General features: G+C 64.6%; 24 protein-coding genes. 3 read left to right on the top strand and 21 right to left on the bottom strand.

Going from position 1 to position 26,040, the window contains the following annotated elements:
* Positions 1–157: 157 nt before the first annotated feature.
* The 14 genes from ACOABP_RS02140 to ndk all read right to left on the bottom strand — a co-directional run bounded on the left by ACOABP_RS02140 (position 158) and on the right by ndk (position 15,591).
* Positions 158–1,309, bottom strand: a complete 1,152-nt coding sequence (locus tag ACOABP_RS02140) for an ATP phosphoribosyltransferase regulatory subunit (protein ID WP_474226773.1) — start codon at positions 1,307–1,309, stop codon at positions 158–160.
* Between the two features lie 140 nt (positions 1,310–1,449).
* Positions 1,450–2,355 (bottom strand): protease modulator HflC, encoded by a 906-nt coding sequence (gene hflC, locus ACOABP_RS02145; protein ID WP_066733797.1) that lies wholly within the window; start codon positions 2,353–2,355, stop codon positions 1,450–1,452.
* 11 nt (positions 2,356–2,366) lie between these two features.
* A complete protein-coding gene (hflK, locus tag ACOABP_RS02150) occupies positions 2,367–3,710 on the bottom strand; it encodes an FtsH protease activity modulator HflK (protein WP_474226774.1) in 1,344 nt (447 codons plus the stop codon).
* A 107-nt stretch (positions 3,711–3,817) separates the two neighbouring features.
* Complete coding sequence (hflX, locus tag ACOABP_RS02155) at positions 3,818–5,074, bottom strand: GTPase HflX (RefSeq protein WP_474226775.1); 1,257 nt, start codon at positions 5,072–5,074, stop codon at positions 3,818–3,820.
* A 265-nt stretch (positions 5,075–5,339) separates the two neighbouring features.
* On the bottom strand, positions 5,340–5,579 hold the full coding sequence (gene hfq / locus ACOABP_RS02160; protein WP_066733804.1) for an RNA chaperone Hfq: 240 nt from the start codon (positions 5,577–5,579) through the stop codon (positions 5,340–5,342).
* Positions 5,580–5,789: 210 nt separating this feature from the next.
* A complete protein-coding gene (gene der / locus ACOABP_RS02165; RefSeq protein WP_066733806.1) occupies positions 5,790–7,133 on the bottom strand; it encodes a ribosome biogenesis GTPase Der in 1,344 nt (447 codons plus the stop codon).
* 260 nt (positions 7,134–7,393) lie between these two features.
* Positions 7,394–8,545, bottom strand: a complete 1,152-nt coding sequence (gene bamB, locus ACOABP_RS02170; protein WP_474226776.1) for an outer membrane protein assembly factor BamB — start codon at positions 8,543–8,545, stop codon at positions 7,394–7,396.
* Positions 8,546–8,586: 41 nt separating this feature from the next.
* Entirely contained in the window at positions 8,587–9,216 is a 630-nt protein-coding gene (locus ACOABP_RS02175; protein WP_066733811.1) for a YfgM family protein, read from the bottom strand.
* Between the two features lie 87 nt (positions 9,217–9,303).
* Positions 9,304–10,656, bottom strand: a complete 1,353-nt coding sequence (hisS, locus tag ACOABP_RS02180; RefSeq protein WP_474226777.1) for a histidine--tRNA ligase — start codon at positions 10,654–10,656, stop codon at positions 9,304–9,306.
* Between the two features lie 51 nt (positions 10,657–10,707).
* Positions 10,708–12,000 carry a flavodoxin-dependent (E)-4-hydroxy-3-methylbut-2-enyl-diphosphate synthase gene (gene ispG / locus ACOABP_RS02185; protein ID WP_066733817.1) on the bottom strand — a complete coding sequence of 431 codons (1,293 nt, stop codon included), beginning with the start codon at positions 11,998–12,000 and terminating at the stop codon, positions 10,708–10,710.
* Positions 12,001–12,048: 48 nt separating this feature from the next.
* On the bottom strand, positions 12,049–13,194 hold the full coding sequence (locus ACOABP_RS02190; RefSeq protein WP_474226778.1) for a RodZ domain-containing protein: 1,146 nt from the start codon (positions 13,192–13,194) through the stop codon (positions 12,049–12,051).
* Positions 13,187–13,966, bottom strand: coding sequence for a type IV pilus biogenesis/stability protein PilW (gene pilW / locus ACOABP_RS02195; protein ID WP_474226779.1), 780 nt, complete (start codon positions 13,964–13,966; stop codon positions 13,187–13,189). The genes ACOABP_RS02190 and pilW overlap by 8 nt, the downstream gene beginning before the upstream one ends.
* Positions 13,963–15,114, bottom strand: coding sequence for a dual-specificity RNA methyltransferase RlmN (rlmN, locus tag ACOABP_RS02200; protein ID WP_474226780.1), 1,152 nt, complete (start codon positions 15,112–15,114; stop codon positions 13,963–13,965). The genes pilW and rlmN overlap by 4 nt, the downstream gene beginning before the upstream one ends.
* 51 nt (positions 15,115–15,165) lie before the next feature.
* Entirely contained in the window at positions 15,166–15,591 is a 426-nt protein-coding gene (ndk, locus tag ACOABP_RS02205) for a nucleoside-diphosphate kinase (protein ID WP_474226781.1), read from the bottom strand.
* Positions 15,592–15,929: 338 nt separating this feature from the next.
* Here ndk and ACOABP_RS02210 point away from each other — a divergent pair, with 338 nt between their 5' ends.
* Positions 15,930–16,637, top strand: a complete 708-nt coding sequence (locus tag ACOABP_RS02210; protein WP_474226782.1) for a Bax inhibitor-1/YccA family protein — start codon at positions 15,930–15,932, stop codon at positions 16,635–16,637.
* Positions 16,638–16,721: 84 nt separating this feature from the next.
* On the opposite strand, the gene rlmD is transcribed toward ACOABP_RS02210, so the two are convergent.
* Positions 16,722–18,107, bottom strand: a complete 1,386-nt coding sequence (gene rlmD, locus ACOABP_RS02215; RefSeq protein ID WP_474227891.1) for a 23S rRNA (uracil(1939)-C(5))-methyltransferase RlmD — start codon at positions 18,105–18,107, stop codon at positions 16,722–16,724.
* A gap of 124 nt (positions 18,108–18,231) precedes the next feature.
* Between rlmD and ACOABP_RS02220 the strand changes: the two genes are divergently transcribed.
* Positions 18,232–19,086, top strand: a complete 855-nt coding sequence (locus tag ACOABP_RS02220) for an endonuclease/exonuclease/phosphatase family protein (protein ID WP_474226783.1) — start codon at positions 18,232–18,234, stop codon at positions 19,084–19,086.
* A gap of 53 nt (positions 19,087–19,139) precedes the next feature.
* Here the strand turns inward: ACOABP_RS02220 and ACOABP_RS02225 are convergent, their stop codons facing one another.
* From ACOABP_RS02225 to surE, 5 genes are all read right to left on the bottom strand, one after another.
* Entirely contained in the window at positions 19,140–19,976 is an 837-nt protein-coding gene (locus tag ACOABP_RS02225) for a 3'-5' exonuclease (protein WP_474226784.1), read from the bottom strand.
* A complete protein-coding gene (gene rpoS, locus ACOABP_RS02230) occupies positions 19,973–21,163 on the bottom strand; it encodes an RNA polymerase sigma factor RpoS (RefSeq protein ID WP_474226785.1) in 1,191 nt (396 codons plus the stop codon). Before rpoS ends, ACOABP_RS02225 begins: the two co-directional genes overlap by 4 nt.
* Before the next feature lie 6 nt (positions 21,164–21,169).
* On the bottom strand, positions 21,170–22,051 hold the full coding sequence (locus tag ACOABP_RS02235; protein ID WP_474226786.1) for a peptidoglycan DD-metalloendopeptidase family protein: 882 nt from the start codon (positions 22,049–22,051) through the stop codon (positions 21,170–21,172).
* 8 nt (positions 22,052–22,059) lie between these two features.
* Positions 22,060–22,962: a protein-L-isoaspartate(D-aspartate) O-methyltransferase gene (locus tag ACOABP_RS02240; protein WP_474226787.1), complete on the bottom strand. Its 903-nt coding sequence runs from the start codon at positions 22,960–22,962 to the stop codon at positions 22,060–22,062.
* A 109-nt stretch (positions 22,963–23,071) separates the two neighbouring features.
* Positions 23,072–23,824, bottom strand: coding sequence for a 5'/3'-nucleotidase SurE (gene surE, locus ACOABP_RS02245; protein WP_474226788.1), 753 nt, complete (start codon positions 23,822–23,824; stop codon positions 23,072–23,074).
* Positions 23,825–24,073: 249 nt separating this feature from the next.
* On the opposite strand from surE, the gene ACOABP_RS02250 reads away from it, so the two are divergent.
* A complete protein-coding gene (locus ACOABP_RS02250) occupies positions 24,074–25,048 on the top strand; it encodes an NADPH:quinone oxidoreductase family protein (RefSeq protein WP_474226789.1) in 975 nt (324 codons plus the stop codon).
* 179 nt (positions 25,049–25,227) lie between these two features.
* On the opposite strand, the gene ACOABP_RS02255 is transcribed toward ACOABP_RS02250, so the two are convergent.
* Positions 25,228–26,019 (bottom strand): ABC transporter permease, encoded by a 792-nt coding sequence (locus tag ACOABP_RS02255; RefSeq protein WP_474226790.1) that lies wholly within the window; start codon positions 26,017–26,019, stop codon positions 25,228–25,230.
* Positions 26,020–26,040 lie beyond the last annotated feature (21 nt).

Below are 26,040 nucleotides of genomic sequence, written 5' to 3' on the forward strand. Positions count from 1 at the left end.
ACTCTCGTTGTTCGACGGTTCCGGGTTTTCACGGGTCCGTGTCACAGACGTTTGCTGTCCATTCCGGGCGATAACAGGCCGCGGCGGGCAGCAAACGTCATTTTGAGAGCAGGTGGAAAGCGCCGGCACGGATCGGCCGGCAGTGGAAATCAGCGAATCAACGCGGTACTACGACCCAGGCATCGCCCTGGCGCTGCAGTTGGCGATCGCAGTTGAATTCATCGAGTTCGTGGGTATGGCCGGGCAGCGACTGGATCACGATCTCGCCCGCCGCGCGCAGCGTGGCAATGGTCGTATGCAGCGCGGGATCGGCGTCCCAGGGCGCGAAAATGGCCAGCGCACGGACTTCCACCGGCGACAGGGCTGCCACTTCGCGCAGATCGAGCGAAAAACCAGTGGCCGGCCGAGCACGGCCGAACGCCTCGCCCACCTTGTCATAGCGGCCGCCACGGGCCACGTAGTTCGGCAGACCCGCCACATAAGCCGTGAACATCACGCCGCTGTGATAGTGGTAACCGCGCAAATCCGAAAGATCGATGTTCACGCTGGCACCGCGCACCCGTCCAGCCAAAGCGGCCAGTTCGTCCAACGCACGGCCGATGGCCGGGTTGGCGGGCAGCGTTGCACGCGCACGTTCGATCACTTCAACGCCACCATACAGCGTCGGCAATGCCAGCAACGCATTGCGTTCGGTGTCCGGCAGGCCTTGCGTCAGTTCACGCAGCGCCGGCACATCCTTCGTTTCGAGTGCCGCAAACAGCGCATCCTCGATATCGCGCACCGACGGCAGCGCCGACAGCAGTGCTTCGAGAATGCCTGCGTGGCACAGGTCCAGCCGGATATCGACCAGACCGGCGGCCTGCAGGGCGGCCAGCATCAGTTCCTGGATCTCGACGTCGGCTTCCAGGCCCGCATGGCCGTAGATTTCGGCACCAATCTGGATGGGTTCGCGCGTGGCGTGGAAACCGGCCGGACGCGCATGCAGCACGTTGCCGGCATAGCACAGGCGCGTCACACCGGGACGGTTCAGCAGGTGCGCATCGATACGCGCCACTTGCGGCGTAATGTCGGCGCGCAGGCCCATCGTGCGACCCGAAAGCTGATCCACCAGCTTCAGCGTGCGCAGGTCCAGGTCATGGCCGGTACCGGTCAGCAGCGACTCCAGGTACTCGAGCATCGGGGGCATGACCAGCTCGTAGCCATAGGTGCGGAACAGGTCCAGCATGCGGCGGCGCAGTTCTTCAATCTTGCGCGCTTCCGACGGCAGGACGTCGGCAATGTTTTCGGGCAGGAGCCAGCGGTTGGACATGGGGTCTCTTCTATCAAAATCCGGGCCGGCGAGGCGCAAGCCCCTCCAGCCGGACAAAACCCCGGCGGACCGGGGTTCTGTCGAATGTTGCGTTTCAGGGCCCCCGCTTCAAGCGGGATGCCCGGTGCGCGCCGTGCGCGCTACTTCTTGCCGCCGCTACCGGAAGCCGGCGCCGCGTTGCCGCCCGCCGACCGCATGTAGCGGAAGAAGTCCGAATTCGGCTCCAGCACCATCACGTTGCCCTTGTCGCGGAACGTGTTGCGGTAGGCTTCCATGCTGCGCCAGAACTGGGCGAAGCTGGGATCCTTGCCAAAGGCATCGGCGTAGATCTGCGACGACTTGGCATCGCCCTCGCCCTTGACGATCTGGGCGTCGCGATAGGCCTCGGCCAGCACCACCTCGCGCTGACGGTCTGCATCGGCACGGATTTTCTCACCTTCGGCGGCACCCGTCGAACGCAGTTCGTTGGCGACACGCTTGCGCTCGGCCTCCATGCGGCGATAGACCGACTCGCTGATCGCGGGCAGCAGGTCCACGCGCTTCAGGCGCACATCGAGGATTTCAACGCCCACGGACTGTGCATATTCGGCCATGCCGACGCGAATGTTCTGCATGACCTTGTCGCGCTCGCCTGCCACCACGTCGGACACGGTGCGCTTGCCGAATTCCTCGCGCGCCACGGCGTCGATACGCTGCGTCATGCGGTCTTGCGCGCCACGGACGTTGCCGGCGAATGCCACGAAGAACTTGCGGGGATCGGTAATTCGCCATTTGACGAACCAGTCCACCACCATCGACTTCTTCTCGGCGGTCAGGAAACGCTCGCTGGCGGCCACGTCGATCGTCTGCAGGCGACGATCCATGAACACCACGTTCTGCAGCGGCGGCGGCAGCTTGAAATGCAGGCCCGGTTCACGCACCACCTGCTTGATCTCGCCGAAGGCGAAGACCACCGCATACTGGCGCTGATCGACCACGAACAGCATCGACGACACGACGGCCAGCAGGATAAACAGGCCAATGGCAAAGGAAATCAGTCGGTTCATGACGGGTCTCCTTAGCGAATGTCGCGGTCGCGGTTGCGCATCGACTCACGCGAACGGATGTCCGGCGTGGGCGTGTCGGTCGTGGCCGGCGTGCTTGCGCCCGCCGCCGACGCCGGCGCAGTGGCCTGCGACGGCAGTTGCGACATCAGCTTGTCCAGCGGCAGGTACAGCAGATTGTTGCCCGCCTTGGCGTCAACGAGGATCTTGTTCGTGTTGCTGTAAATCTGCTGCATGGTCTCCAGATAGATACGGTCGCGCGTCACCTGCGGCGCCTTGGCATATTCGGTCTGCACCGAGCGGAAGCGCGCGGCATCACCCTCGGCCTGTGCCACCACACGGGCACGGTAGGCTTCGGACTCTTCCTTCAGGCGCGCGGCCGTGCCGCGGGCACGCGGCAGGATGTCGTTGGCGTAGGCCTGGCCCTCGCTGATCGCGCGCTCGCGATCCTGGCTGGCCTTGTTCACGTCATCGAACGCAGCCTGCACCTGCTCGGGCGGCTGCACGCTCTGCACGTTGACGGAAATCACACGGATACCGGTCTTGTAGGCCGTCAGGATCGACTGGATCGACTTTGCCAGCCCCTGGGCGATCTGCTCGCGGTTTTCGTACAGCACCGCATCCATCTTGTTGCGGCCCACGATCTCGCGCACCGATGTCTCGGCGGCCTGGGTCACCAGTTCTTCGTCACCACCGCGGTCGGTCTTGTTGAAGAACAGGAATTCGCTGGCGTCCTGGATGTCGTACTGCACCGTAAAGCGGACGTCGATGATGTTCTCGTCCTGCGTCAGCATCGACGAGTCCTTGAGGTTGCTGTCCTTGATCGACGTGGCGCGGCCAACTTCCACCGAGCGCACCGCCGACAGGTTCACCACCTCGGCCGACTGGATCGGCCACGGCGCGCGCCAGTTGATACCGGGGCCCGTGGTGTACTTGAACTTGCCAAACTGCAGGATCACGGCGGTCTGCCCTTCCTGCACCATGAAGAAGCCGCTGGCCAGCCAGATGCCGACCACGGCCGCGACGATCACGGCGATACCGACGTTGGAGCCCTTGCCCGACGGGCGCGAGCCAAAGCCATTGCCCTGGCCACCACCGCCATTGTCCTTGCGGCCCAGCAGGCCGTTCAGGCGGCGATTGAAGTCACGCCACAGCTCGTCCAGATCGGGCGGGCCGTCCTGCGGACGCTGGTTCTGCTGGCGACCTTTGTCCTTGTTGTCTTCATCGTCCTGTCCGTTACGACCCCAGCGCGGATCGTTCAACGAGAAGATGGCGCGCAGGCGCGGCCAGCGAGCAAACCGCGCGGCGCGGCTGCCTGGCACGAAGTGCGAGTCAGGATTCCGAGGGAACAGGGGCATGTAGGGCACGGGTCCGGGAAAGTTTGGAACAGGGGGATTCTAGCAGCCATCTTGATCACTTTTGCTCAAATTCCCCCAATCGGGCCGCCATTCACGGCGAACGGCTATCAGTCTGGGTGGTCGGCACCCCGATCCGGGGCGCTTTCGGGGCCCTCCAGGGGGTCTTCGGCGTCCCAGTCATCGTCACCGGCCGAAGGCGGAATGCCCGCCAGGCGCGGATCGTACGGGGCGGGATCGTCGGGCCGCGATGCCAGCCATTGAGCAACTTCGACCACGGCTTCGCGCAGCGCGTCGAGGCCCAGCCCGTCGCGCGCCGAAATGAACACGCGTGTCGGCACGCCCTCCTCGTTACGCTCGATGCGCGGGCCCTGATCCAGCAGTTCCGGCGCGGCATCGATCTTGTTCATCACCACGATCTGCGGGATGTCGGAAGCGTTGATTTCCGCCAGCACGCGGTTCACCTGCTCGATCTGCTCGTGGCGCACCGGGCTTGAAGCATCCACCACGTGCAGCAGCAGGTCGGCATGGACGGTTTCGTCCAGCGTGGCGCGGAACGCCGCCACGAGTTGCGTCGGCAGGTCGCGGATAAAGCCGACCGTGTCGGACAGCACCACGTTACCGAATCCATCGAGAAACAGCCGGCGCGACGTGGTATCGAGCGTGGCGAACAACTGGTCGGCCGCATACGCACGGGCCTTGGTCAGCGCATTGAACAGCGTCGACTTGCCCGCGTTGGTATAGCCAACCAGCGAAATGCTGAGGGTATCGTTGCGGGCACGCGCCCGGCGCTGCGTATGGTGCTGGCGCTGCAGTCGCGCCAGATCGGACTTGAGCCGCTTGGCGCGGTCGTCCAGCATCCGGCGGTCCAGTTCGAGCTGGCGCTCGCCGGGGCCGCCGCGCATGCCGATACCGCCCTTCTGGCGCTCAAGGTGGCTCCACGCGCGCACCAGGCGCGACGCCTGGTATTGCACCTGCGCCAGTTCCACCTGCACCTTGCCCACGTGGCTTTGTGCACGCTGGCCGAAGATATCGAGGATCAGGCCGGTACGGTCAATCACGTGGCGCCCCAGAAAGCGCTCCAGGTTACGCTGCTGGGCCGGGCTCAGCGCGTGGTTGAAAACGACCACATCGGCGTCCAGGGCGTCCGCCGCCTCCTTGAGCTCTTCCGCCTTGCCCGAACCGATGAACAGCGCCGGATCGGGGCGCGAGCGCTTGCCGGTCAGCGTGTGTACGGGCACCGAGCCGGCCGTGGAGGTCAGCAGCGCCAGTTCGGAAAGGCTTTCCTGGAAGTCATGCTTGCCGAAATCCACGCCGACAAGGATCGCGCGCGAAGGATCGGTCTGGGAGGTAGCTCTGGGTTGCAAGCGGGTGGACGCCAAGCGCCGGAAAAATTGGTTGGAAAACGGGGTTGGATCCGATTGTCAAGACAATGGCAGGCCGTGCTGCGGCAAGCTGTCGCACCTCATCGCCATTGGGATCGGTGTCGGACGCAGGCTTGATCGGTAACCGGATTTGGAAGGTGCCGCCCAGTCAGGGGAGCGCTGGCGGCGCAGGCCGGAGAACAGCTGGGACGGGAATGTGCAGCGTGACGGCCGCATGCGGATGCGGCCGTCCACAAACGAGGAAAAATCAGCCCTCGGAAGAATCATCCACACGGAAATTGACCGCGCGCGCAGGCACGACGGTAGAGATCGCATGCTTGTACACCATTTGGGTCACGGTGTTACGCAGCAGCACGACATACTGGTCGAACGACTCGATATTGCCTTGCAGCTTGATGCCATTGACGAGGTAGATGGAAACCGGCACGTGCTCTTTGCGCAGCGCGTTCAGGAACGGGTCTTGTAGCAATTGCCCTTTGTTGCTCATGGCACACTCCAAAATTATAGATTTAGTGATGGATCATGGGGACGAAAGTCCCCGGTTCAAGTCAGTTGGCGCAAAAACGCGCCAGAAAAAAGATCAAAACGGTACCAAGCTGGCATCAACGCGCAGGGCTTCCCCTGCTACTCGTGAATTTAGCCGCAGTTCCAAACGAACGCAAACGAAACTTCGGACGAGGAACGGCACCTTTTGGGCTCAATCCTTCGATTCGGCGTAAGGGTTTTTGTTCGTACGGAATTCGATGCGCAATGGCGTGCCCTTGAGCTTGAACGCCGTGCGGAAGCGGTTTTCCAGGTAACGCTTGTACGCGTCCGTCACGTTCTGCAGCCCGTTGCCGTGGATGACCACGATCGGCGGATTGGACCCGCCCTGGTGCGCGTAGCGCATCTTGGGGCGCGATACCCCGGCGCGCTTCGGCTGCTGGAATTCCACTGCTTCCTGCAGCACCCGGGTCAGTTGCGGCGTCGGCAGCTTGACCATCGCGGCGGCGTACGCGTCGTCCACCGAACGCAGCAATGCACCAATTCCGGTACGTTCCTTGGCCGAGACGTAATGGACGTTGGCGAAGCTCAGGAACTGCAGCTTGCGCTCCAGATCGTGCTTCACGCGGTCGCGCGCATGGCCGTCAAGACCGTCCCACTTGTTCACGCCCACCACCAGCGCACGGCCCGACTCCACGATAAAGCCGGCGATATGCGCATCCTGCTCGGAAATGTCCTGCTGGGCATCGAGCAGCAGCACCACCACGTTGGCATCGGCAATCGACTGCAGCGTCTTGACCACCGAGAACTTCTCGATGGCCTCGAACACCTTGCCGCGCTTGCGCAGGCCAGCGGTGTCGATCAGCGTGTAGGGCTTGCCACCGCGCTCGAACTCCACATAGATGGCGTCGCGCGTGGTGCCGGGCATGTCGAACGCGATCACGCGCTCTTCGCCGATCAGCGTGTTGACCAGGGTGGACTTGCCCACGTTCGGCCGGCCCACGATGGCGATCTTGGTGCCGCGCTGGTCGGCGTCGACCTCCTCGGCCAGTTCCGGGCGCTCCTGCACGGCCAGTTCCAGCGCCTCGTCAACGAGTTCGCTCACGCCGTCGCCATGGGTGGACGAGATCGCATACGGATCGCCCATGCCCAGTTCATAGAAGTCGGCCGCCACCGACGTGTACCTCATGCCCTCGGCCTTGTTGACGGCAAGCATGATGCGACGCCCGGTCTTGCGCAGGTAGTCGGCAATCACCCGATCCTGCGGCGCGAGCCCCAGGCGGCCATCCACCAGGAAGATAACGACGTCCGCTTCCACCACGGCCTGGCGCGTCTGCTTGGCCATCTCGGCCACGATGCCGTCCTTGGCCACGGGTTCGAAGCCGCCGGTGTCGATCACGATGAACGGACGATCGCCGATACGGCCCTCGCCATAGTGGCGGTCCCGTGTCAGGCCCGGCAGGTCGGCGACGAGGGCGTCGCGCGAGCGGGTCATGCGATTGAATAGCGTCGACTTGCCCACATTGGGACGGCCGACGAGTGCGATAACTGGTTTCATTCAATAAACGGAAACAGGGGCCGGCATGCGCCGTCCCCCAGCAATTCCGGAGTCATGTTGATCCGACAACCACCGTGCTTGTCCACGGCTGGCCGCTTTTCCTGTCGGGGCGGATAAGGAACCGCTGTTCCAGCCCGCTATTGTTGGCACGACCAGGGATCATGCTACCGGATTGGCGCCGCCCATGCGACAGGGGCATGGGCGGGCTTGCGTGCGCTGGCACGCTTTTATTCTGGCGCCATCGCTGGCGCCCCTGGCGGTCAGTTCGGCACGAAACCGTAGACGTCGCCGTCGCGGGTCTGCACCACCAGCGTCTGACCGGCAATCACCGGTGCCGCGCTGATTGCACTGCCGTCCGTCTTCATGCGCGCCAGGACGGTGCCGTCCTCGCGCGACAGGAAGTGGACAAAACCTTCATAGTCACCCACCACCACCGAACGGCCAATGGACGCCGGTGCGCCCAGGCTGCGGTAGCGCAGGTCCGTATTCTTCCAACGCTCGTTGCCGTTCTGACGATCGAACGAGTACACCGCCGACGTTTCGTCGCTGGCGAACAGCGAGTTGTCATCCTGCGTCAGACCCATCGGCGACGAGAAATCCTTGCCCCACTGTGGCTGGCCGTTGGTCAGCTCCAGGCAGGCGATACGGCCCTGGAACGTGGTCGCGCACACCTGGCGCCCCAAGACGGCCGGCATGCCCGTCACATCGTTCAGGCGCTCGATCTCCGACACGCCCTTCGGATACGACACCGTGCTTTCCCAGCGCAGCACGCCATTGCCCGGGGCCAGCACACCAAGCTTGCCGCCCGGGAAACCCGTGACGATGCCATCACCGGCGTACACCATGCCCATCGCGGCACGCAGGTTCAGCGGCGCCTGCGAACGCTGGTAGATCCAGCGGCGGTCGCCCGTGCCGGCATCCAGGCCGATGATGCGGGTGTCGGTGGTACGCACCACCACCAGGCCGTTGCCGACCAGCGGCGCCGACAGGACCTCGCCATTGACCTGCTTCTTCCAGATCTGCTTGCCGCTCTTGTCGAACGCGTAGACCGCGCCCTTCTCGCCGGCCACGGCGGTCGTGTCGCCGTCCGAGCCCGGGCCCGAAGTCAGGTCGAGGTCGGTCTTCGCCTTCCAGAGGGTCTGGCCGTTGGTGGCGTTGATGGCCATCAACGAACCGCTCTTGCCCGACACGAACACCGCATCGCCAGCCACCACCGGGGCCATGACGTACGGGCCGCTCTTGCCCACGTCAGCCTTCCAGGCCTGCTTGACCGACAGCGTGGCCGAAATCGGCTTCAGTTCGGTGGGCGGGTGCTTGTTTTCCTTGCTGAACAGCGAGCAGCCCGCCAGCAGGCCCAGGCAGGTGCCGGCCACGAGCGTACGGGATGCGGCTGTGCGAAGCAATGACGTCATAGGATGCGATCCTGAATTTTTTGAAAGGGTCCGCCGTCCGCTCACGCGGTGCCCAGCGCGTCGAGCTTGAACTGGATGATCTGGCGCATGCCACCTTCGCTCGCGCCAAGCTTTTCCAGCGCGCGGCGGTAGGCAGTGCGCGCTTCGTCGCGCTTGTCCTGGGCGGCCAGCAGATCGCCACGGCGATCGGCGAACAGCGCCTCATATTGCGCAGGCGCATCCTTCAGCAGCGCCAGGCCCTGGTCGTAGGCCTTCTCGTCCAGCAGCACGCCGGCCAGGCGCACACGCGCCAGCGGCGCGTAGTCGTCGCCGCCATGGTCGATGGCCCATTGCAGTTGCGTCTTGGCACCGGCCAGGTCGCCCGCGTCGTACAGCACCTTGGCTGCGGTCAGCGCGCTCATCGGGCCATAGGCAGTGCGGCCGAACTTGTCTTCCAGGTCGGTGGCGGCGCGCTTGACGCGCTCGGCGTCGCGCGCTTCGGCAGCCTTGGTTACCTGCTCGTACAGCACCGCAGCGTCACCGGCCTGCTTGCGCTGCCAGTAGTTCCAGCCGGACCAGCCCGCGAACGCCAGCAAGGCGACAATCAGCGCCCAGGTGACGGCGTTGCCGTACTGTTTCCACCAGGCCTTGAGGCTCTCAAGCTGTTCCTGTTCTTCTAGATCGTAAGCCATGTCGAGGCAGTTACCCGCGTTGGTTGAAATTGACACGGCCGCTTCCTGGCAGGACAGCGGCCGTGCGGCGCGATTCCGACGGCGTGCTTATTGCTCGTCGTCCTCGTCGTCCGATTCGATTTCGTCGACCATCCTGTCGATGATGAAGTCGACAACATTCTCGGCCGGCACGCTGGTCTGCGGACCACCTTCGGCCGCATTGCCACTGCGCAGCTGCTTGACCTGCACCGTACCGGCGGCGATTTCGTCGTCGCCAATGATAACGGCAAAGGATGCGCCACTTGCATCGGCGCGTTTCATCTGCGACTTGAAGCTGCCGCTCTTGCCGTCCGGCGTGGCATGGAAGACCACGTCCAGGCCCGCATCGCGCAGCCGCTCGCCGGCAATCATCGCCTGCTCGCTGGCGGCCTGGCCCTGGTGGACCATGTACACGTCGCAGCCCTGCGATTCCGGCACCAGCTTTTCCTCGCGCAGCAGTTCGATGATGCGCTCGATACCCATTGCCCAGCCGCAGGCCGGCGCAGGCTTGCCACCCATCTGCTGGATCAGCGGATCGTAGCGGCCGCCACCGGCGATCGTGCCCTGGGCGCCGAGCTTGTCGGTGATCCATTCGAACACGGTCAGGTTGTAGTAATCCAGGCCCCGCACCAGGCGCGGATTGATCTTGAAGGGGATGTTGTTCGCCTTCAGGATCCGCTGCACGCCTTCGAAGTGGGCCAGCGATTCCTCGCCCAGGAAGTCGATCAGCTTCGGCGCGTTCGCCGCCATCTCCTGCAGCGCCGGATTCTTGGTATCCAGCACGCGCAGCGGGTTGGTGTACAGGCGGCGCTTGCCATCCTCGTCGAGGATGTCCTTGAAGCCTTCCAGGTACTTGATCAGTTCCTCGCGATGCGCGGCGCGCTCGTGCGCCTGGCCCAACGAGTTCAGCTCAAGGCGGACGCCGACCAGGCCCAGGTCGTCCCACAGGCGCTGGCACATCAGGATGATTTCCGCATCCACGTCCGGGCCTGCAAAGCCAAGCGCCTCGGCGCCAAGCTGGTGGAACTGTCGATAGCGGCCACGCTGCGGCTTTTCGTGACGGAACATCGGGCCGGTGTACCACAGGCGCTTCGGGCCGTCGTACAGCAGGTTGTGCTCGATCGTGGAGCGCACGGCCGCCGCGGTGCCTTCCGGGCGCAGCGTCAGGTTCTCGCCGTTCAGGGCGTCGGTGAAGGAATACATTTCCTTCTCGACGATGTCGGTTACCTCGCCGATACCACGCACGAAGAGCTGCGTATGCTCGACGATCGGCGTGCGGATCTGCTGATAGCCATAGGCGCGCAGCATGCTGCGCGCGGCGTTCTCAAACATTTCCCACAGCGGGGCGTCGGCGGGCAGCATGTCGTTCATGCCCTTCACGCCCTGCAGTGCCTTGTCGGCCTTCGTCTTGTCTTCGCTCATTGTTCTCTTCGTGATACCGGTGCTGCGGGTGCTGACCTGGCGCCGCTGCGCTCAGGCCACCGCTTCCTGTTTTGCCTGCTTTGCGTTCGGGCCGTAGTGCGTGCGGACGTATTCGTCCACGATCGCCTGGAATTCCTGGGCAATGTTCTCGCCGCGCAGCGTCTTGACCTTCACGCCGTCGACGAACACCGGCGCCGCCGGCGATTCGCCCGAGCCCGGCAGCGAGATGCCGATATTGGCGTGCTTGCTTTCGCCGGGGCCGTTCACGATGCAGCCCATCACGGCCACATCCATCTCTTCCACGCCCGGGAAATCGTTCTTCCACACCGGCATCTGCTCGCGCAGATAGCCCTGGATGCTGGCCGCCAGTTCCTGGAACGTCGTGCTTGTGGTCCGGCCACAGCCCGGGCATGCGATCACCATCGGGGTGAAATTGCGCAGGCCCATCGTCTGCAGGATCTCTTGCCCGACGTAGACTTCCTTCTCGCGCGCCGCGCCCGGCTCCGGCGTCAGCGAAATACGGATCGTGTCGCCGATACCTTCCTGCAGCAGCACCGACAGCGCCGCCGTCGAGGCCACGATGCCCTTGCTGCCCATGCCGGCCTCGGTCAGGCCCAGATGCAGCGCATATTCGCAGCGGCGCGACAGCTCGCGGTACACCGCCACCAGCTCCTGCACCTGCGACACCTTGCACGACAGGATGATCTGGTTGCCGGCCAGGCCGATTTCCTCGGCCTTCTGTGCCGATTCGATTGCCGACGTGATCAGCGCTTCCACCATCACGCTCTGCGCGGGCCACGGCTCGGCGCGTTTGGCGTTCTCGTCCATGACGCGCGCGAGCAGGTCCTGGTCCAGGCTGCCCCAGTTCACGCCAATGCGCACCGGCTTGTTGTACCGGCACGCCATCTCGATCATCTCGGCGAACTGCTTGTCGCGCTTGGCACCCTTGCCCACGTTGCCCGGATTGATCCGGTACTTCGACAGCGCCTGCGCGCACTCGGGATAGTCGTGCAGCAGCGTATGGCCGTTGTAGTGGAAATCGCCCACCAGCGGCACGTTCACGCCCATGCGGTCCAGTTGCTCGCGGACGGCCGGCACGGCCGCTGCGGCTTCTGGCGTGTTGACGGTAATACGGACGATCTCGGAGCCTGCACGCGCCAGATCCTTGATCTGGATGGCGGTGCCGATCGCGTCGACGGTGTCCGTATTGGTCATCGACTGCACGCGCACCGGTGCGCCGCCGCCGATCGTTACGATATTGTCGCCCCACACGACGCTGGCCTGGCGCGACACGCGACGCGGCAGCGGACCCGGAATCACCGGTTGGGAAGCATTCTGGTGCATTGCGTTACCACCTTCAAATGGCATGGCTGATTGCGCTGCCCGGCCGCATTACTGCAGGGTCAGGCGCGCCACGTTGTTCCGGTCGGCAGACTTGAAGTTCACCGGCGCGCCATTGTGCGCTACCGATTCCACACCCTTCACGTTGCCGAGAATGACCTTGTACGGGCCACCTGAGCCGCTGCCGGTCACGGCGTCGCCGCCCTTGGCCGTGCCGCCCAGGATCACCTTGCCGGTGCGGTCGCGCACCTCGTACCAGGTGTCAGCGACGAAACGGATCTGCACCGCGCCATCGCCCGACGCCGCAGGCGCCGCTGCAGCAGCAGGCGCGGCAACGGCCGCAACGGCTACGGCGGGCGCTGCCGGCTTTGCCGGGGCGTCCTGCGTCAGGTTCACTGCGCCGCCCGTTGCCAGCGGCATGCCAGCCGTCGTGGTGGCAACCGTCGTAGCGGCAGCCGGAGCAGCCGGAGCAGGAGCGGTCCTGGCTGCCGGCTCGGCCGGTTCCGCCTTGGCCGGTTCCTTGGCAGCAGCTTCGGCCGGTGCCGCCTCGGACGGTGCCGGCGAATCGTTGCCCGCCATCACCGGCGGCAATGCCGCGGTCACGGTGCCGTCACCGTTGCTTTGCGCGGCGCCTTCTTCCGAAACCTTCTCGGCAGGCTTGTCGCTTGCCGGGGCTTCCGCCGCGGCCTTGCTGTGCGCGTCGAACCATGCCTTGGCATGGTCGTAACCGAAGTAGACACCAACCGCCACCAGCGCCAGCACGCATACCAGCCAGATCCAGCGGCCACCGCCGCCACCCGTCTTGCTGCCGAAGCGCTTGCGGTCGTCGAACGCCTGGTTGATCGCGCCTTCGTGACGGCGCGTGATGCCAGTCACCGGCGTGGCCTGTGCCCGCGCGTGATACTGGCCAAGCAGGCTGTCGATATCGATCTGGAGCGTGCGCGCGTAGGCACGCATCACGCCCTTGGCAAACGTCACGTCCATCAGGCTCGACACATCGCCTGCCTCGATCGCCACAAGCTTGTTCGGCGCCACCTTCAGGCGTGCGCCGACATCTTCCAGCGACAGGCGTTGCGCCTCGCGACCCTCTTTCAGCTGCGCCCCGATCTCGCGGGCCACTGCCTCGCGGTCGGAGTCTGTCGCGCCGCCGGCAACTTGCGTTGCGGCCTGGCTACCGGCGCGCTCTTCTTCATTCATCCCAAGCTCCTCTCTCGTATGCGGTCAGCTCGCGCGAATCGGGGAAACGGTTACGCAGTTCCGCGATCATCGCGCCCTGCGTCTGGGTATCGCCCTGGCGGTGGGCAATGCGCGCACCCAGCCAGAGGGATTGCGCGCTGGCAAAGCGGCTCGCGTTGACGCGGCCGGCAAACTGCCGGGCTTGTCCCATGTCCCCGCGCTGGTAATTCAATTGCGCGAGATTCATGAGCACTGACGGATCGTTACGGTCATAACCGTAGGCCGTTTGCAGATTTTTTTCGGCTTCGGCCAGATTGCCGTTGCGCATCTCGCAAAGGCCAAGGTTGGTCAGCGGCTTGGTCGGACCGTTGACCGAAGGGGTCTGCACCGCGCGTTGCAGCGTGGCCTTGCCCTCGGCGTAGCGGCCGGCTTGGCACAGGAACCAGCCGTAGTTGTTCAGCACGTCCGGATCGTTCGACCGCATGTTCAGGGCGGTACGGAAGCTGTCTTCCGCCAGCGCGTTCTCGTTCATGCCCATGTAGACCAGGGCACGCACGTGATAGGCGTCCGCGTTCGACGGATCGATATTGATGGCCTGCTTGATCTCGTCGAGCGCCACCGCATACTGGCGCGCCTCCAGGTACTGGGTAGCCAGGCGCAGCCGGAGCGACGCGCGCTTGTCCGCGGCAGTCTGGTCGGAAGCGGTCTTGATGTCCTGCTGGGGCCCCGTGGGCAGCGTGCAGGCGGACAGCATCAGCAGCCCTGACAGGGCAGCGACAAGCAGACGGGTCATGCAGGACGGGCCTCCCGAGCGGTACCGGCAACCACCGGAACCAGTGGCGTGATCTTGCCGAACTTGCCGCGCTCGGCCAGACGGGTACGATCCATGACCTCGCCGGCCAATTGCCCGCAGGCGGCGTCGATGTCGTCGCCCCGGGTCTTGCGGATCGTCGTGACGATGCCCGCATCCATCAATACCTGGGCGAAGCGGCGGATCTGCTCGTTGTTCGAGCGCTTCAGCCCCGATTCCGGGAACGGGTTGAACGGGATCAGGTTGAACTTGCACGGCACGTCGGCCACAAGCTTCAGCAGTTCCCGCGCGTGTTCGACGGTGTCGTTGACGCCGTCGAGCATGCAGTATTCGAAGGTAATGAAATCGCGCGGCGCGAATTCCAGGTAGCGGCGGCATGCCGCCATCAGGTCGGCCAGCGGATACTTGCGGTTCAGCGGCACGAGCACATCGCGCAGCGCATCGTTCGACGCATGCAGCGACACGGCCAGCGCCACGGGCAGATCCCTGGACAGGCGGTCCATCATCGGCACCACGCCGGACGTGGACAGCGTCACGCGGCGGCGCGACAGCCCGTACGCGTTGTCGTCGAGCATCAGGCGCATGGCCGGCACGACGGCATCGTAGTTCAGCAGCGGCTCGCCCATGCCCATCATCACCACGTTGGAGATGACACGGTCGTCCTTCGGACCACGGCCCAGCTGGGCACGCATGGCGAATTCGGCCATCCACAGCTGGCCAATGATTTCGCCGGTCGTCAGGTTGCGGGAAAAACCCTGCTTGCCGGTCGAGCAGAACCGGCAGTTGACGGCGCATCCCGCCTGCGACGACACGCACAGCGTACCGCGCGTGTCTTCGGGGATGTACACCGTCTCCACCGCGTTGCCGGCGCCGACATCGAGCAGCCATTTCCGCGTGCCATCGCTCGACAGGTTGTCGGTGATGATGGCGGGCGAGCGGATCTCGGCCCGCGTCGCGAGCTTTTCGCGCAGCGACTTGGCGAGATCCGACATGGCGTCGAAGTGGCTGGCACCGAACTGGTGGATCCAGCGTTGCAGCTGCCGCGCACGGAACGGCTTCTCGCCGAGCTCGCCGCAATAGGCGGTGAGCGCGTCCGCGTCGAGGTCGAGCAGGTTGACGAGATCGTTCATGACGGCAGTTCCAGCTTGACTACAGGTTCAGTCGTGAGTGTCAGAAGACAATCAGCGGCTGTAAACGTTCATGCCCGGGAAGAAGAAAGCCACTTCCACGGCAGCCGTTTCAGCAGCGTCCGAGCCGTGAACGGCGTTGGCGTCGATGCTGTCGGCGAAATCGGCGCGGATCGTGCCCTTTTCAGCCTTCTTCGGGTCCGTGGCGCCCATCAGGTCGCGGTGCTTGGCGATGGCGTTCTCGCCTTCCAGAGCCTGGATGATGACCGGGCCCGAAACCATGAAGTCCACCAGATCCTTGAAGAACGGGCGCTCCTTGTGCACTGCGTAGAACTGCTCGGCCTCACCGCGCGACAGGTGAACCATCTTGGCAGCAACGATCTTCAGGCCAGCGGCCTCGAAACGGGCGTAGATCTGGCCGATAACGTTCTTGGCCACGGCATCCGGCTTGATAATCGACAGGGTGCGTTCGATCGCCATGAAAAACTCCGAAAAATGAAGGGGTTACAAATGGATTAAACGTGCAATTCTAGCACGACCGCATGGCGGATTCGAGCACGCGTGCCAATGGCTTCCACGATACCTGCGGCATGCGGCGTTGCCGTAGTATTTGTTATTTTTAAATCACATTACATTCTTGAAATGTGGGAACGGCGGCGCAAACCCTTCGTCAAATGTTTGCGTTTTCGGAAAACAACTAATGACAAGGGTGGTTGTGTGGACAAAGCCCCTTGCAAATCCGCAGGCGCGATGCCACATTGGCGCTGTGCCGTCGGGTTGCTCCGGCGCCTCACATAGATCTGATGACAGGAGTCACGATGAACGACAAGCTGAATACTTACGGATTCGGCAATAGTGCTGCGGGCGTCACCGACGTTGCCGTCCGCAACCGGGTCCTACGCAACACCTACTGGCTGCTGGCCATCTCGATGATCCCGACCGTGCTGGGCGCATGGATCGGCGTGGCCGCCGGTTTCGCCGGGCTGGTCGCCGGCAGCCCCGGCATGTCGGCCATTTTGTTCCTGGCCGTCGCGTTCGGTTTCATGTTCGCGATCGAGAAGACCAAGAACAGCAGCATGGGCGTGGTACTGCTGCTGGCCTTCACTTTCTTCATGGGCCTGATGCTGGCGCGCATCCTGAGCCTGACGCTGTCGTACTCGAACGGCCCGGCGCTGATCATGTACGCGTTTGGCGGCACCGCGGCGGTATTTGGCGTAATGGCCACGATCGCCACGGTCAGCAAGCGCGATTTCTCGGGCCTGGCCAAGTTCCTGTTCGTCGGCGTCGTCCTGCTGATCCTGGCCAGCATCGCCAACATCTGGCTGCAGATGCCGGCACTGATGATCACGCTGTCGGTCATCGCCATTGCGATCTTCTCGATCTTCATCCTGATCGACGTGCAGCGCGTGGTGAACGGCGGCGAGACCAACTACATCACCGCCACGCTGGCAATCTACCTGGACGTGTACAACGTCTTCGTGAACCTGCTGGCACTGCTGGGCATCTTCGGCGGCAACCGCGACTGAGTCGCCCCGCCGTCATGAAAACAGCCGCCCTCGGGCGGCTGTTTTTTTGCGCGCGGCCTGCGTCGACCGCGCCCCTTCACACGTTCAGTCGCGCTCGAATACGGCGATCGACTCGACGTGCGACGTATGCGGGAACATGTTCACCACGCCGGCACCGGCCAGGCGATAACCCGCCTCATGCACCAGCAGGCCAGCATCGCGCGCCAGCGTGGCCGGGCTGCACGACACATAGACGATCCGCTTCGGCAGCACGTCGCTGCCAGCCTGGTGCAGTTCGCCCAGCGCCTTGCAGACAGCCAGCGCGCCTTCGCGCGGCGGATCCACCAGCCAGCGATCGAAACGGCCCAGCGCGGCGATATCCTCGGCGGTCACTTCGAACAGATTGCGGCAGGCAAACGACGTCTTGTCGGCCAGCCCGTTGTACCCGGCATTGGCCAGCGCACGCGTGGTCAGCGCTTCGCTGCCCTCGATGCCCATCACCGATGCGCCCTGCGTTGCCAGCGGCAGCGTGAAGTTGCCGATGCCGCAGAACAGGTCGAGCAGACGGTCGGCAGGCTGCGCGTCCAGCAGGCGCAGCGCGCGGCCGATCAGCACCCGGTTGATCTGGTGGTTGACCTGCGTGAAATCGGTGGGCTTGAACGGCATGCGAATGCCGAACTCGGGCAGCGTATAGGCCAGTTCCTGCTCTGCCGGATAGAACGGATAGACCGTATCCGGGCCCTTGGGCTGGAGCCAGAACTGCACCTGGTGCTGGTCCGCAAAGGCGCGCAGCAGGTCCTTGTCGGCATCGGTCAGCGGCTCGAGGATGCGCAGCACCAGCGCCGTGACCTCGGCGCCGACAGCCAGCTCGATCTGCGGCATGCGGTCCCGGATCGACAGCCCCGTCACCAGTTCACGCAGCGGCACGAGCATCGCGGAAACGTTCGGCGGCAGGATCTCGCAGCGTGTCATGTCCGCCACGTAGCTGCTCTTGCGCTCATGGAATCCCACCAGCACCCCGCCCTTCTTGGCGACGTAGCGCACGGTCAGGCGCGCCCGGTAGCGGTAGCCCCAATCCGGGCCGGCGATCGGGCGGAACACCACATCCGGCTTCACTTTCGACAGGTGCCAGAGATTGTCTTCCAGCACGCGCTGCTTGATGGCCAGCTGCGCCCGCGCGTCCAGGTGCTGCATCGAGCAGCCGCCGCACACGCCAAAGTGCTGGCAACCGGGCTCCACGCGCATCACGGAAGCCTGCTTGACCTCCACCAGGTGCGCCTGCTCGTAGCTGGGCTTGCGCCGGTAGCTCTTGTACGAGACGGTTTCGCCGGGCAGCGCGCCTTCGACGAAAATGACCTTGCCGGGGGTGCCGTCCTCATTGTTTTCCAGCCGGCCGACGCCACGCGCCTCCATGTCGAGGCTGTGAATGGTGACCACGGGATCGCTGGGGGTCGCGGATGCGGCGGGCGCGGCACCCGGCTTGCCCGTCATTTCGGGCTTGGAAGATTCGACGGCTTGAGACACCGGAGGGACCTGACGTATTGTTTTGCGAAAGCGCGATTGTAGTCCAGTCATCGCGCCGTCATGAAAGTCGACGCTACGAAAAGAGGAAACGATGGAACTGATTTCGTGGAATATCCAGTGGGGACGCGGTGCCGACGGCAAGGTCAACCTTGCCCGTATTGTCTCCACAATCCGCGACATGACCGATCCCGACGTCATCTGCCTGCAGGAAGTCACACGTGGCTTTTCGGACATGGCGGGACAGCCGCAGCGCGACCAGGTTGCCGAACTCACGGCGCTGCTGCCCGGCTATCGCGTCATCTTCGCCCCGGGCGTGGACCGCACCCATGGCGATGGCACGCCGCGCCAGTTCGGCAACGTCATCGCCACGCGGCTGCCCGTGCGCGAAATCTTCCGTCATGCCCTGCCCTGGCCCGCCGACCCCGACGTGGCATCGATGCCGCGCGTGGCGCTGGAAGTTACCGTGGAAGCCGGCGCCAGGCCATTGCGGGTCATTACCACGCACCTGGAGTTCTACTCGAAGCTGCAGCGGGCCGCGCAGGCCGACGCGCTGCGCCAGTGGCACGTGGAGGCCTGCGAGCATGCGCGGCGCCCCGGCAAGTCGGAAAGGAAGCCCGGCCCGTTTACGTCCGAGCCGCGCCCGACCGAGGCCATTCTCTGCGGCGACTTCAACAGCAAGCCCGATGACGTGGCGTACAAGCGCGTGATCGAGCCCTATACCGATGCCACCGTGAACTGGAAAGATGCCTGGTGCCACATGCATCCGGGTCAGGCGCATGCGCCGACCTGCGCGCTCTACGACAAGGAGCAGTGGCCGGAGCCACCGTTCGCCTGCGATTTCATGTTTGTGACGGAAGACCTGCTGGGCAACGTGACGCGCTGCGAGGTCAATGGGAATACCGATGCGTCGGACCACCAGCCGATCCACCTGAGCCTGGATCGCTGACAAACACTGACGATCGCCGAAGGCGGCCACTCATCGGTGGCCGCCAGGAACCGTCAGTAGTCTTCCTCGGCCTCCGGCGCCATCGGCTGCAGCTTGAACGCGCGCAGGTACTCCATCCACTGCGCGCCCGGCAGCTCGGCCAGCGACTCCTGGATCAACGCCACTTCCATGTCGAATTCACGCGGCGTCAGGCCGCCGCGCATCAGCTGGAACCGGCAGTACATCAGGTACGTGTTGACGACGTCGGTCTCGCAATAGTCGCGGATCTCGTTCAGCTTGCCCTGCTGGAACGCCTGCCAGACCATGCTGCCATCCATGCCCATCTTCCCCGGAAAGCCGCACAGCTTGGCCAGGTCATCAAGCGGCGCGCTGGCGCGCGGCTGATACATCGCCAGCAGGTCCATCAGGTCGAGGTGCCGCATGTGATAGCGGCTGATGTAGTTGTTCCACTTGAAGTCACGGCTGTCGTCGTCGCGGCCCTCGCCCATTTCCCAGTAGCGTGGCGCCGCCACACCATGGACCAGGCCACGATAGTGCAGCACCGGCAGGTCGAACCCGCCACCGTTCCACGACACCAGCTGCGGGCTGTAGCGCGCAATCAGTTCGTAGAACTTCTGGATAAGCGTGGCTTCACCATCCTCGAGCGTGCCCAGCGATCCGACATGGAATACCACCGAACCATCGCGCTGGGTACGACGCAGCACGCACGAAATGGCGGCCACGCGCTGCAGATAGTGCGGCAGGAAATCGGAGCCGGTCTTTTCCCGGCGGGCGGCAAACGCATGCTCGGCGACTTCGGCGTCGCTCATCGATGCGGGATGGTCATGCAAACGGCGCAGGCCGTCGACATCGGGAATCGTCTCGATGTCGAATACCAGCACAGGGGTCATAAAACGGCGTCCTTCCGTACACCTTGCGAAGCGAAATGCCGTTTGAGCTTGACCAGCGCTTCCTGCTGGATCTGCCGCACGCGTTCGCGGGTCAGACCCATTTCCTCGGCCAGCTCCTCGAGCGTGGCCGGCTCGATGTGATTGAGCCCGAAACGGCGCTCCACCACATAGCGATGCTTCTCCGACAGGCGTGCCAGCCAGAGCTTCATCAGGTTTTCCAGCTCGCGATGGGCCACTTCCTGATCGGGCGCGGCGTTATGTTCGTCGGACAGGAAATCGAGCAGGCTCGATCCCGGGTCAAGATCGAACGGCGTATCCAGCGAGGTGGTATGTTCATTGAGTGCCAGCACGTCCTGCACCTCGTCCGGCGTCTTGCCGAGCAGGTGGGCGATGTCCTCGAGGCTGGCGTCGCGGCCGTCGGTGCCACCTTTTTCAAGATGACGCTTGGCGCGCAGGACCTGGTTGAGCTCGCGAATCACGTGCACCGGCAACCGTACGGTGCGGGCCTGGTTCATGATCGCTCGCTCGATGCTCTGGCGGATCCACCAGGTGGCATAAGTCGAAAAGCGGAATCCGCGCGAAGGATCGAATTTCTCGATCGCGTGCATCAGGCCGAGATTGCCTTCCTCGATCAGGTCGAGCAGCGGCACGCCGCGATTCAGGTAGCCCTTGGCAATGCTCACCACGAGACGCAGGTTGCGCTCGATCATGACCTGCCGGGCCGAGAAATCGCCGCCCTTTGCCAGCGTGGAGAAATGCAGCTCCTCCGGAGCCGAGAGCAGCGGCTTGATACTGATGCGATTCAGGTAGTGCTGGACCGTGTCGGCAGCCAGTTCCGTATGCAGGACGGTGCGGAAGTCGTCGGGCTCCGGCGCAGCTTCGGTGCTGCTCTCTTCCTCTTCGTCTTCGGACTCCTCGTCCTCGTCGTCGGAATCGTCGGCGCTCAGGTCAGCGTTACGCTCGGTATTGCGTTCGGTGTTCCGGTCGCCATTGCGCAGGCTGCCGCGCGACACCGGCGCGATGGGCTCGTCGGCCACCGGCACCATGTCGGACGCGGGTTCGACCTCGAAGACTTCGGCGTCGCCCGCGTCAGCGGCTCGGGTTGCCACACCAGCCTTTCCTTCCGGCTGCTTGGGACGACGGGTCCTGCTGACAACTCCGGATGAAACAGTTTTCTGGCGTGGCATGAAACCTCACTGTGGCGGTAGATACCGCATCGGATCGACCGGTTTTCCGTTCTTGCGAACCTCGAAGTGCAGCTTGACCCTGTCAGTATCACTGTTACCCATTTCGGCAATCTTCTGGCCCTTGCGAACCGTTGACTGCTCTGCCACCAGCACCTTGTCGTTATGACCGTAGGCGGTGAGATACGTGTCGTTGTGTTTGATGATGACAAGATTCCCGTAGCCGCGCAAGGGGCCTACGTGAATCACCCTACCCTCGTCGGCAGCCAGCACCGGATCGCCTTTCTTGCCGGCAATATCGATGCCCTTGTTACCTTTGTCGTCAAACTTACCGATCAATTGTCCGCTCGCTGGCCAAGCCAGGCGAACGTCGCCCGCCGGGGCCGACGCGCCACCTGCCGTGCTGGCCGCCGCAGCCGCAGCCGGCGCAGCGGCTGCAGGCGCCGCCGCCGGGGCGGAAGATGCGCTCATCGGCGTACCCACCGGACGCGCGGCGTCGATCGGCTGCGATTGCACCGTGCCCGGCGCCACCGGCACGGTGGCCACGCCCGGGGCGGCGTTCACGTCGGCGCTCGGCGGCACCACGCGCAGCAGCTGGCCCACCTCGATCTGGTTCGCGTTGGCCATGTTGTTCCAGGCCGCCACGTCGCGATACGACTGGCCGTTTTCCAGGGCGATACGGTAAAGGGTATCGCCACGCTTGACCCGATAGTATCCGGGGGGCGCCGGCTCCAGCGGCGCGGCCGCCTGGGTGGTGCCGCCGGAAGTCCGGTCCACCACGGGGGCCGGCATCGGCGAACTGGCGCAGGCGGCCAATACCGCCGCGCAGGCCAGGATGCTCAGGTGTTGTCCGACTCGTGTGAAATTCTTCTGATTCACGATGTTGTGCATAGTTCGACTCAGATGGTGCCCGATTTTAAAGGCACAAAGAAAACGGCTTCAAGCGCGGTCCTGTGAAATCGATGCCGATTGAGGCGCTCGATCAGCAGCAGCTGCTGCGTGACCGTCTGACCCGGCGCACCGTTGCCAGGTGTCACCACCGGCGCAATCAGACGTCCGCCAATGGCCAGTTGTTCCAGCAGGGCCTGCGGCACCTCCATGCCGGCGGCGGCAAGGATGATCGACGAGAACGGCGCGGCCTGCGGCAGCCCGAGCATGCCATCGCCGTAATGCAGGCGGATGTTCGGCACGCGCAGCGGCCGCAGGTTGGCCTTGGCTTGTTCGTGTAGCGGACGAATACGCTCGATAGAGAACACTTCCTGCGCGCACAGGCTCAGCACGGCGGCCTGGTAGCCGCAACCGGTGCCAATTTCCAGCACGCGTGCCAGCGGCTGGTCGGGGGTCAGGCCCTCACGCAGCAGTTCGATCATGCGGGACACGACCGAAGGCTTGGAAATGGTCTGCTGATGCCCGATCGGCAGCGCCGCGTCTTCATAGGCCTGCGAGGCCAGCCCCGGCTCCATGAACAAATGGCGCGGCACCGTGGCGATGGCACCCAGCACGCGCTCGTCGCGGATGCCGCCGGCGCGCAGGCGCGCGGCCAGCGCGGTGCGGGCCCGATCCGACGCCATGCCGCCGCCGCCAGCCGTGGCCGCCGACGCGCGCGCCTCCACGGCACTGCCCGGCGGGGGCGGTGCGGCAGGTGGCGCGGCGGGCTTGCGCGGCTTGACGGTGGCTGGCGCCGGTGCGGCCACGTGCTTGCCCACTGCCGGCATGCCGGCAGTGCGCGCGGGCGCGGGCTTGCGTTCGACTACCGCGTCCAGCGGTAGTGGAAAGCGGGGGCGGCGCGGCGTGGAACTCATTTCAGATACGGCGGTGGAACGAAAGGAAGGTCAAAAACGGTGTTGCCGCGCAGCGCACCCGCACGGCGACCGCGAAGAAACGCCTGACGGGCGCGCGGCGATGACACGCTCACCCCAGCCACTGTGCGATCTGTTCCAACTGGCCGCGATGCGTCAGGTCGAGCTGCAGCGGCGTGAGCGAGACGTAGCCATTGGCCGTGGCGTGGAAATCGGTGCCTTCGCTCGCGTCGCGCGCGTCGCCGGCCGGTCCGATCCAGTAAATGGGGTCGCCGCGCGGATTCACCTGCTGGATCACGGGCTGCGACGGATGGCGCTTGCCCAGACGCGTGGCGCGGTGTCCGCGGATATGCTCGTAGGGCAGGTTCGGAATATTGACGTTCAGCAGGAAGGGCTCGCGTGGCGGGCGCGCAATCACGTTTTCGACGATCTCGCGCGCCACGCGTGCGGCCGCGTCGAGATGCTCCCAGCCATGATTGACCTGCGAGAACGCGATCGACGGGATGCCGAACAGGTAGCCCTCGATGGCGGCGGCCACCGTGCCCGAGTACAGCACGTCCTCGCCCATGTTCTGGCCCTGGTTGATGCCGGACACCACCAGGTCGGGGCGATCCTCCAGCAGGCCGGTCAGCGCCACGTGGACGCAATCCGTCGGCGTACCATTGATATAGCGGAATCCCTTCTGCACCCCTTCCCTTGCCTCGTATACCGACAGCGGGCGTTGCAGCGTCAGCGAATTCGAGGCGCCGCTGTGATTCTGTTCCGGGGCGATCACGGTCACGCGCGCCAGGGGCGCGAGCGCTGCGTGCAGGACGGCGAGCCCCGGCGCAAGGTAACCGTCATCGTTGGCGAGAAGGATATGCATGGCCGCGATTGTACCTGAGCGAAAGGCCGCTGGCGGCACCGCGGATGCACCGGAAACGGGACAAATGCGCCCCGGTTGCGCCAGCCCGGCGCCCGCCATGCGTCGCCCGAATAGGCGACATGCAGCGATTTTTTCCCACAGAACGATCGTGCTTTTCTTGCGCTACACTTGCCCGACGTCGTGCCCGGCCGCCCCGGCGTTCCTGCCGCGCACGACACCGGCAAGACCACATCACACATGGGAGACACAATGAAAGCCGTACTGTGCAAAGCCTGGGGCCCGCCCGATTCGCTGGCGCTGGAAACCCTGCCCGACCTGGTGCCCGGCGACGGCGAAGTCGTCATCGACGTCAAGGCCGCCGGCGTGAACTTTCCGGACGTGCTCATCATCCAGAACAAATACCAGGCCAAGCCCGAGCTGCCGTTTTCGCCAGGCTCGGAGCTGGCCGGGGTGGTCAACGCCGTCGGCGCCGGTGTCACACATGTGAAACCGGGTGACAAGGTCATCGCCTACCTGGGCAACGGCGCTTTCGCCACCCAGGCCAAGGCACCGGCCAAGGCCGTGGTGCCGATGCCGCCCGGCATCGACTTCGACGTGGCCGCCGCGTTCACGCTGACCTATGGCACGTCGCACCACGCCGTGGTGGACCGCGGCGAGCTCAAGGCCGGCGAAACCATGCTGGTGCTGGGCGCCGCCGGTGGCGTGGGGCTGGCGGCTATCGAAATCGGCAAGGCGATTGGCGCCCGCGTGATCGCGGCGGCGTCCACCGACGAGAAGCTGGCCGTCTGCAAGGAACATGGCGCCGATGCCGTGATCAACTACAGCACCGAGGACCTGCGCGAGCGCATCAAGGCGCTGACCGACGGCAAGGGCCCGGACGTGATCTACGACCCGGTGGGCGGCGTCTATGCCGAGCCGGCCTTCCGCTCGATCGGATGGCGAGGCCGCTATCTGGTGGTGGGCTTCGCCAATGGCGAAATTCCGAAGATTCCGCTGAATCTGGCGCTGCTCAAGGGCGCGTCGCTGGTTGGCGTGTTCTGGGGCGATTTTGCGCGGCGCGAGCCGAAGGCCAACCAGGCCAATATGGCCCAGATGCTCGGCTGGATGAAGGAAGGCAAGATCCGCCCGCATATTTCGGCACGGTATCCGCTGGAACAGGCCCCGCAGGCCCTGAAGGACATGGAAGCGCGCAAGGTGACCGGGAAGATCGTCATCACGCCGTAAGGCGACACCCGGCGGTTGCCCTGCTCCCCTCTCCCGCACGCGGGAGAGGGGCTGGGGGAACGGGCAAGGCGGTGCGAATGCCGCAGTCGCATCTTGAGCGGCTCGCCCGTTCCCCTTCCCCTATCCCACCAGTGGGAGAGGGAAGCACACCTTCAGCCAGCCGCCAGGCCAGCCAGATATCAGAGTTTCTCCGTTTCCCCGCTCTGCGGCTGCCACTTCATCAGCCGCTTCTCTCCTGCCGTCACCATCCAGTCCAGCACCAGTGCAAAGGCCGTCAGCACGACGATACCGGCGAACACCGTGTTGATGTCGAACGTGCCCTCGGCCTGCAGGATCAGGTAGCCTACGCCGCGCGCCGATCCCAGGTACTCGCCCACCACGGCGCCCACGAACGCCAGGCCCACCGACGTATGCAGCGACGAGAACACCCAGCTTGTGGCGCTGGGCAGGTACACGTGGCGCAGCAGCTGCTGCTTGTTGGCGCCCAGCATGCGCGCGTTGGCCAGCACCACCGGGCTCACTTCCTTCACGCCCTGGTAGACGTTGAAGAACACGATGAAGAACACCAGCGTGACGGCCAGCGCCACCTTCGACCAGATACCCAGGCCGAACCAGACCGCGAAGATCGGCGCCAGAATCACGCGCGGCATCGAGTTGGCGGCCTTCACGTAGGGATCCAGCACGGCCGACGTGAACGGACTCAGCGCCAGCCACAGGCCCACGCCCAGCCCGGCCACGGTGCCGATGCCGAAGGCCAGCACGGTCTCCAGCAGGGTCACGCCCAGGTGGATATAGATGTCGCGCTCGACGACGAACCAGCTCCAGATCCGCTGCGCCACCATCAGCGGTTCGCCGAAGAAGAACGCCACCTCCTGCGAACGCGTAGCCAGGTGCCACACGACCAGGATCACCACCAGGAGCAGCAGCTGCCAGACGCGCAGCATGCCTTTTGAATCAGCACGAAAAGCCATGATCTTGTTATCGTCCGGTCC

This window comes from Cupriavidus sp. HE11 (assembly GCF_056097175.1).

Bases quoted from the DNA above. Each gene is read 5' to 3' on its own strand.
- surE (WP_474226788.1), bottom strand. From the start codon at position 23,824: ATGCATATCCTTCTCGCCAACGATGACGGTTACCTTGCGCCGGGGCTC.
- rpoS (WP_474226785.1), bottom strand. From the start codon at position 21,163: ATGCCACGCCAGAAAACTGTTTCATCCGGAGTTGTCAGCAGGACCCGT.
- ACOABP_RS02210 (WP_474226782.1), top strand. From the start codon at position 15,930: ATGAACGACAAGCTGAATACTTACGGATTCGGCAATAGTGCTGCGGGC.
- pilW (WP_474226779.1), bottom strand. From the start codon at position 13,966: ATGACCCGTCTGCTTGTCGCTGCCCTGTCAGGGCTGCTGATGCTGTCC.
- ispG (WP_066733817.1), bottom strand. From the start codon at position 12,000: ATGCACCAGAATGCTTCCCAACCGGTGATTCCGGGTCCGCTGCCGCGT.
- der (WP_066733806.1), bottom strand. From the start codon at position 7,133: ATGAAACCAGTTATCGCACTCGTCGGCCGTCCCAATGTGGGCAAGTCG.
- ndk (WP_474226781.1), bottom strand. From the start codon at position 15,591: ATGGCGATCGAACGCACCCTGTCGATTATCAAGCCGGATGCCGTGGCC.
- rlmN (WP_474226780.1), bottom strand. From the start codon at position 15,114: ATGAACGATCTCGTCAACCTGCTCGACCTCGACGCGGACGCGCTCACC.
- ACOABP_RS02250 (WP_474226789.1), top strand. From the start codon at position 24,074: ATGAAAGCCGTACTGTGCAAAGCCTGGGGCCCGCCCGATTCGCTGGCG.
- ACOABP_RS02220 (WP_474226783.1), top strand. From the start codon at position 18,232: ATGGAACTGATTTCGTGGAATATCCAGTGGGGACGCGGTGCCGACGGC.
- hflK (WP_474226774.1), bottom strand. From the start codon at position 3,710: ATGCCCCTGTTCCCTCGGAATCCTGACTCGCACTTCGTGCCAGGCAGC.
- ACOABP_RS02255 (WP_474226790.1), bottom strand. From the start codon at position 26,019: ATGGCTTTTCGTGCTGATTCAAAAGGCATGCTGCGCGTCTGGCAGCTG.
- ACOABP_RS02190 (WP_474226778.1), bottom strand. From the start codon at position 13,194: ATGAATGAAGAAGAGCGCGCCGGTAGCCAGGCCGCAACGCAAGTTGCC.
- hflC (WP_066733797.1), bottom strand. From the start codon at position 2,355: ATGAACCGACTGATTTCCTTTGCCATTGGCCTGTTTATCCTGCTGGCC.
- ACOABP_RS02175 (WP_066733811.1), bottom strand. From the start codon at position 9,216: ATGGCTTACGATCTAGAAGAACAGGAACAGCTTGAGAGCCTCAAGGCC.
- ACOABP_RS02235 (WP_474226786.1), bottom strand. From the start codon at position 22,051: ATGCACAACATCGTGAATCAGAAGAATTTCACACGAGTCGGACAACAC.
- ACOABP_RS02140 (WP_474226773.1), bottom strand. From the start codon at position 1,309: ATGTCCAACCGCTGGCTCCTGCCCGAAAACATTGCCGACGTCCTGCCG.
- hisS (WP_474226777.1), bottom strand. From the start codon at position 10,656: ATGAGCGAAGACAAGACGAAGGCCGACAAGGCACTGCAGGGCGTGAAG.
- ACOABP_RS02225 (WP_474226784.1), bottom strand. From the start codon at position 19,976: ATGACCCCTGTGCTGGTATTCGACATCGAGACGATTCCCGATGTCGAC.
- bamB (WP_474226776.1), bottom strand. From the start codon at position 8,545: ATGACGTCATTGCTTCGCACAGCCGCATCCCGTACGCTCGTGGCCGGC.
- ACOABP_RS02240 (WP_474226787.1), bottom strand. From the start codon at position 22,962: ATGAGTTCCACGCCGCGCCGCCCCCGCTTTCCACTACCGCTGGACGCG.
- hfq (WP_066733804.1), bottom strand. From the start codon at position 5,579: ATGAGCAACAAAGGGCAATTGCTACAAGACCCGTTCCTGAACGCGCTG.
- rlmD (WP_474227891.1), bottom strand. From the start codon at position 18,107: ATGACGGGCAAGCCGGGTGCCGCGCCCGCCGCATCCGCGACCCCCAGC.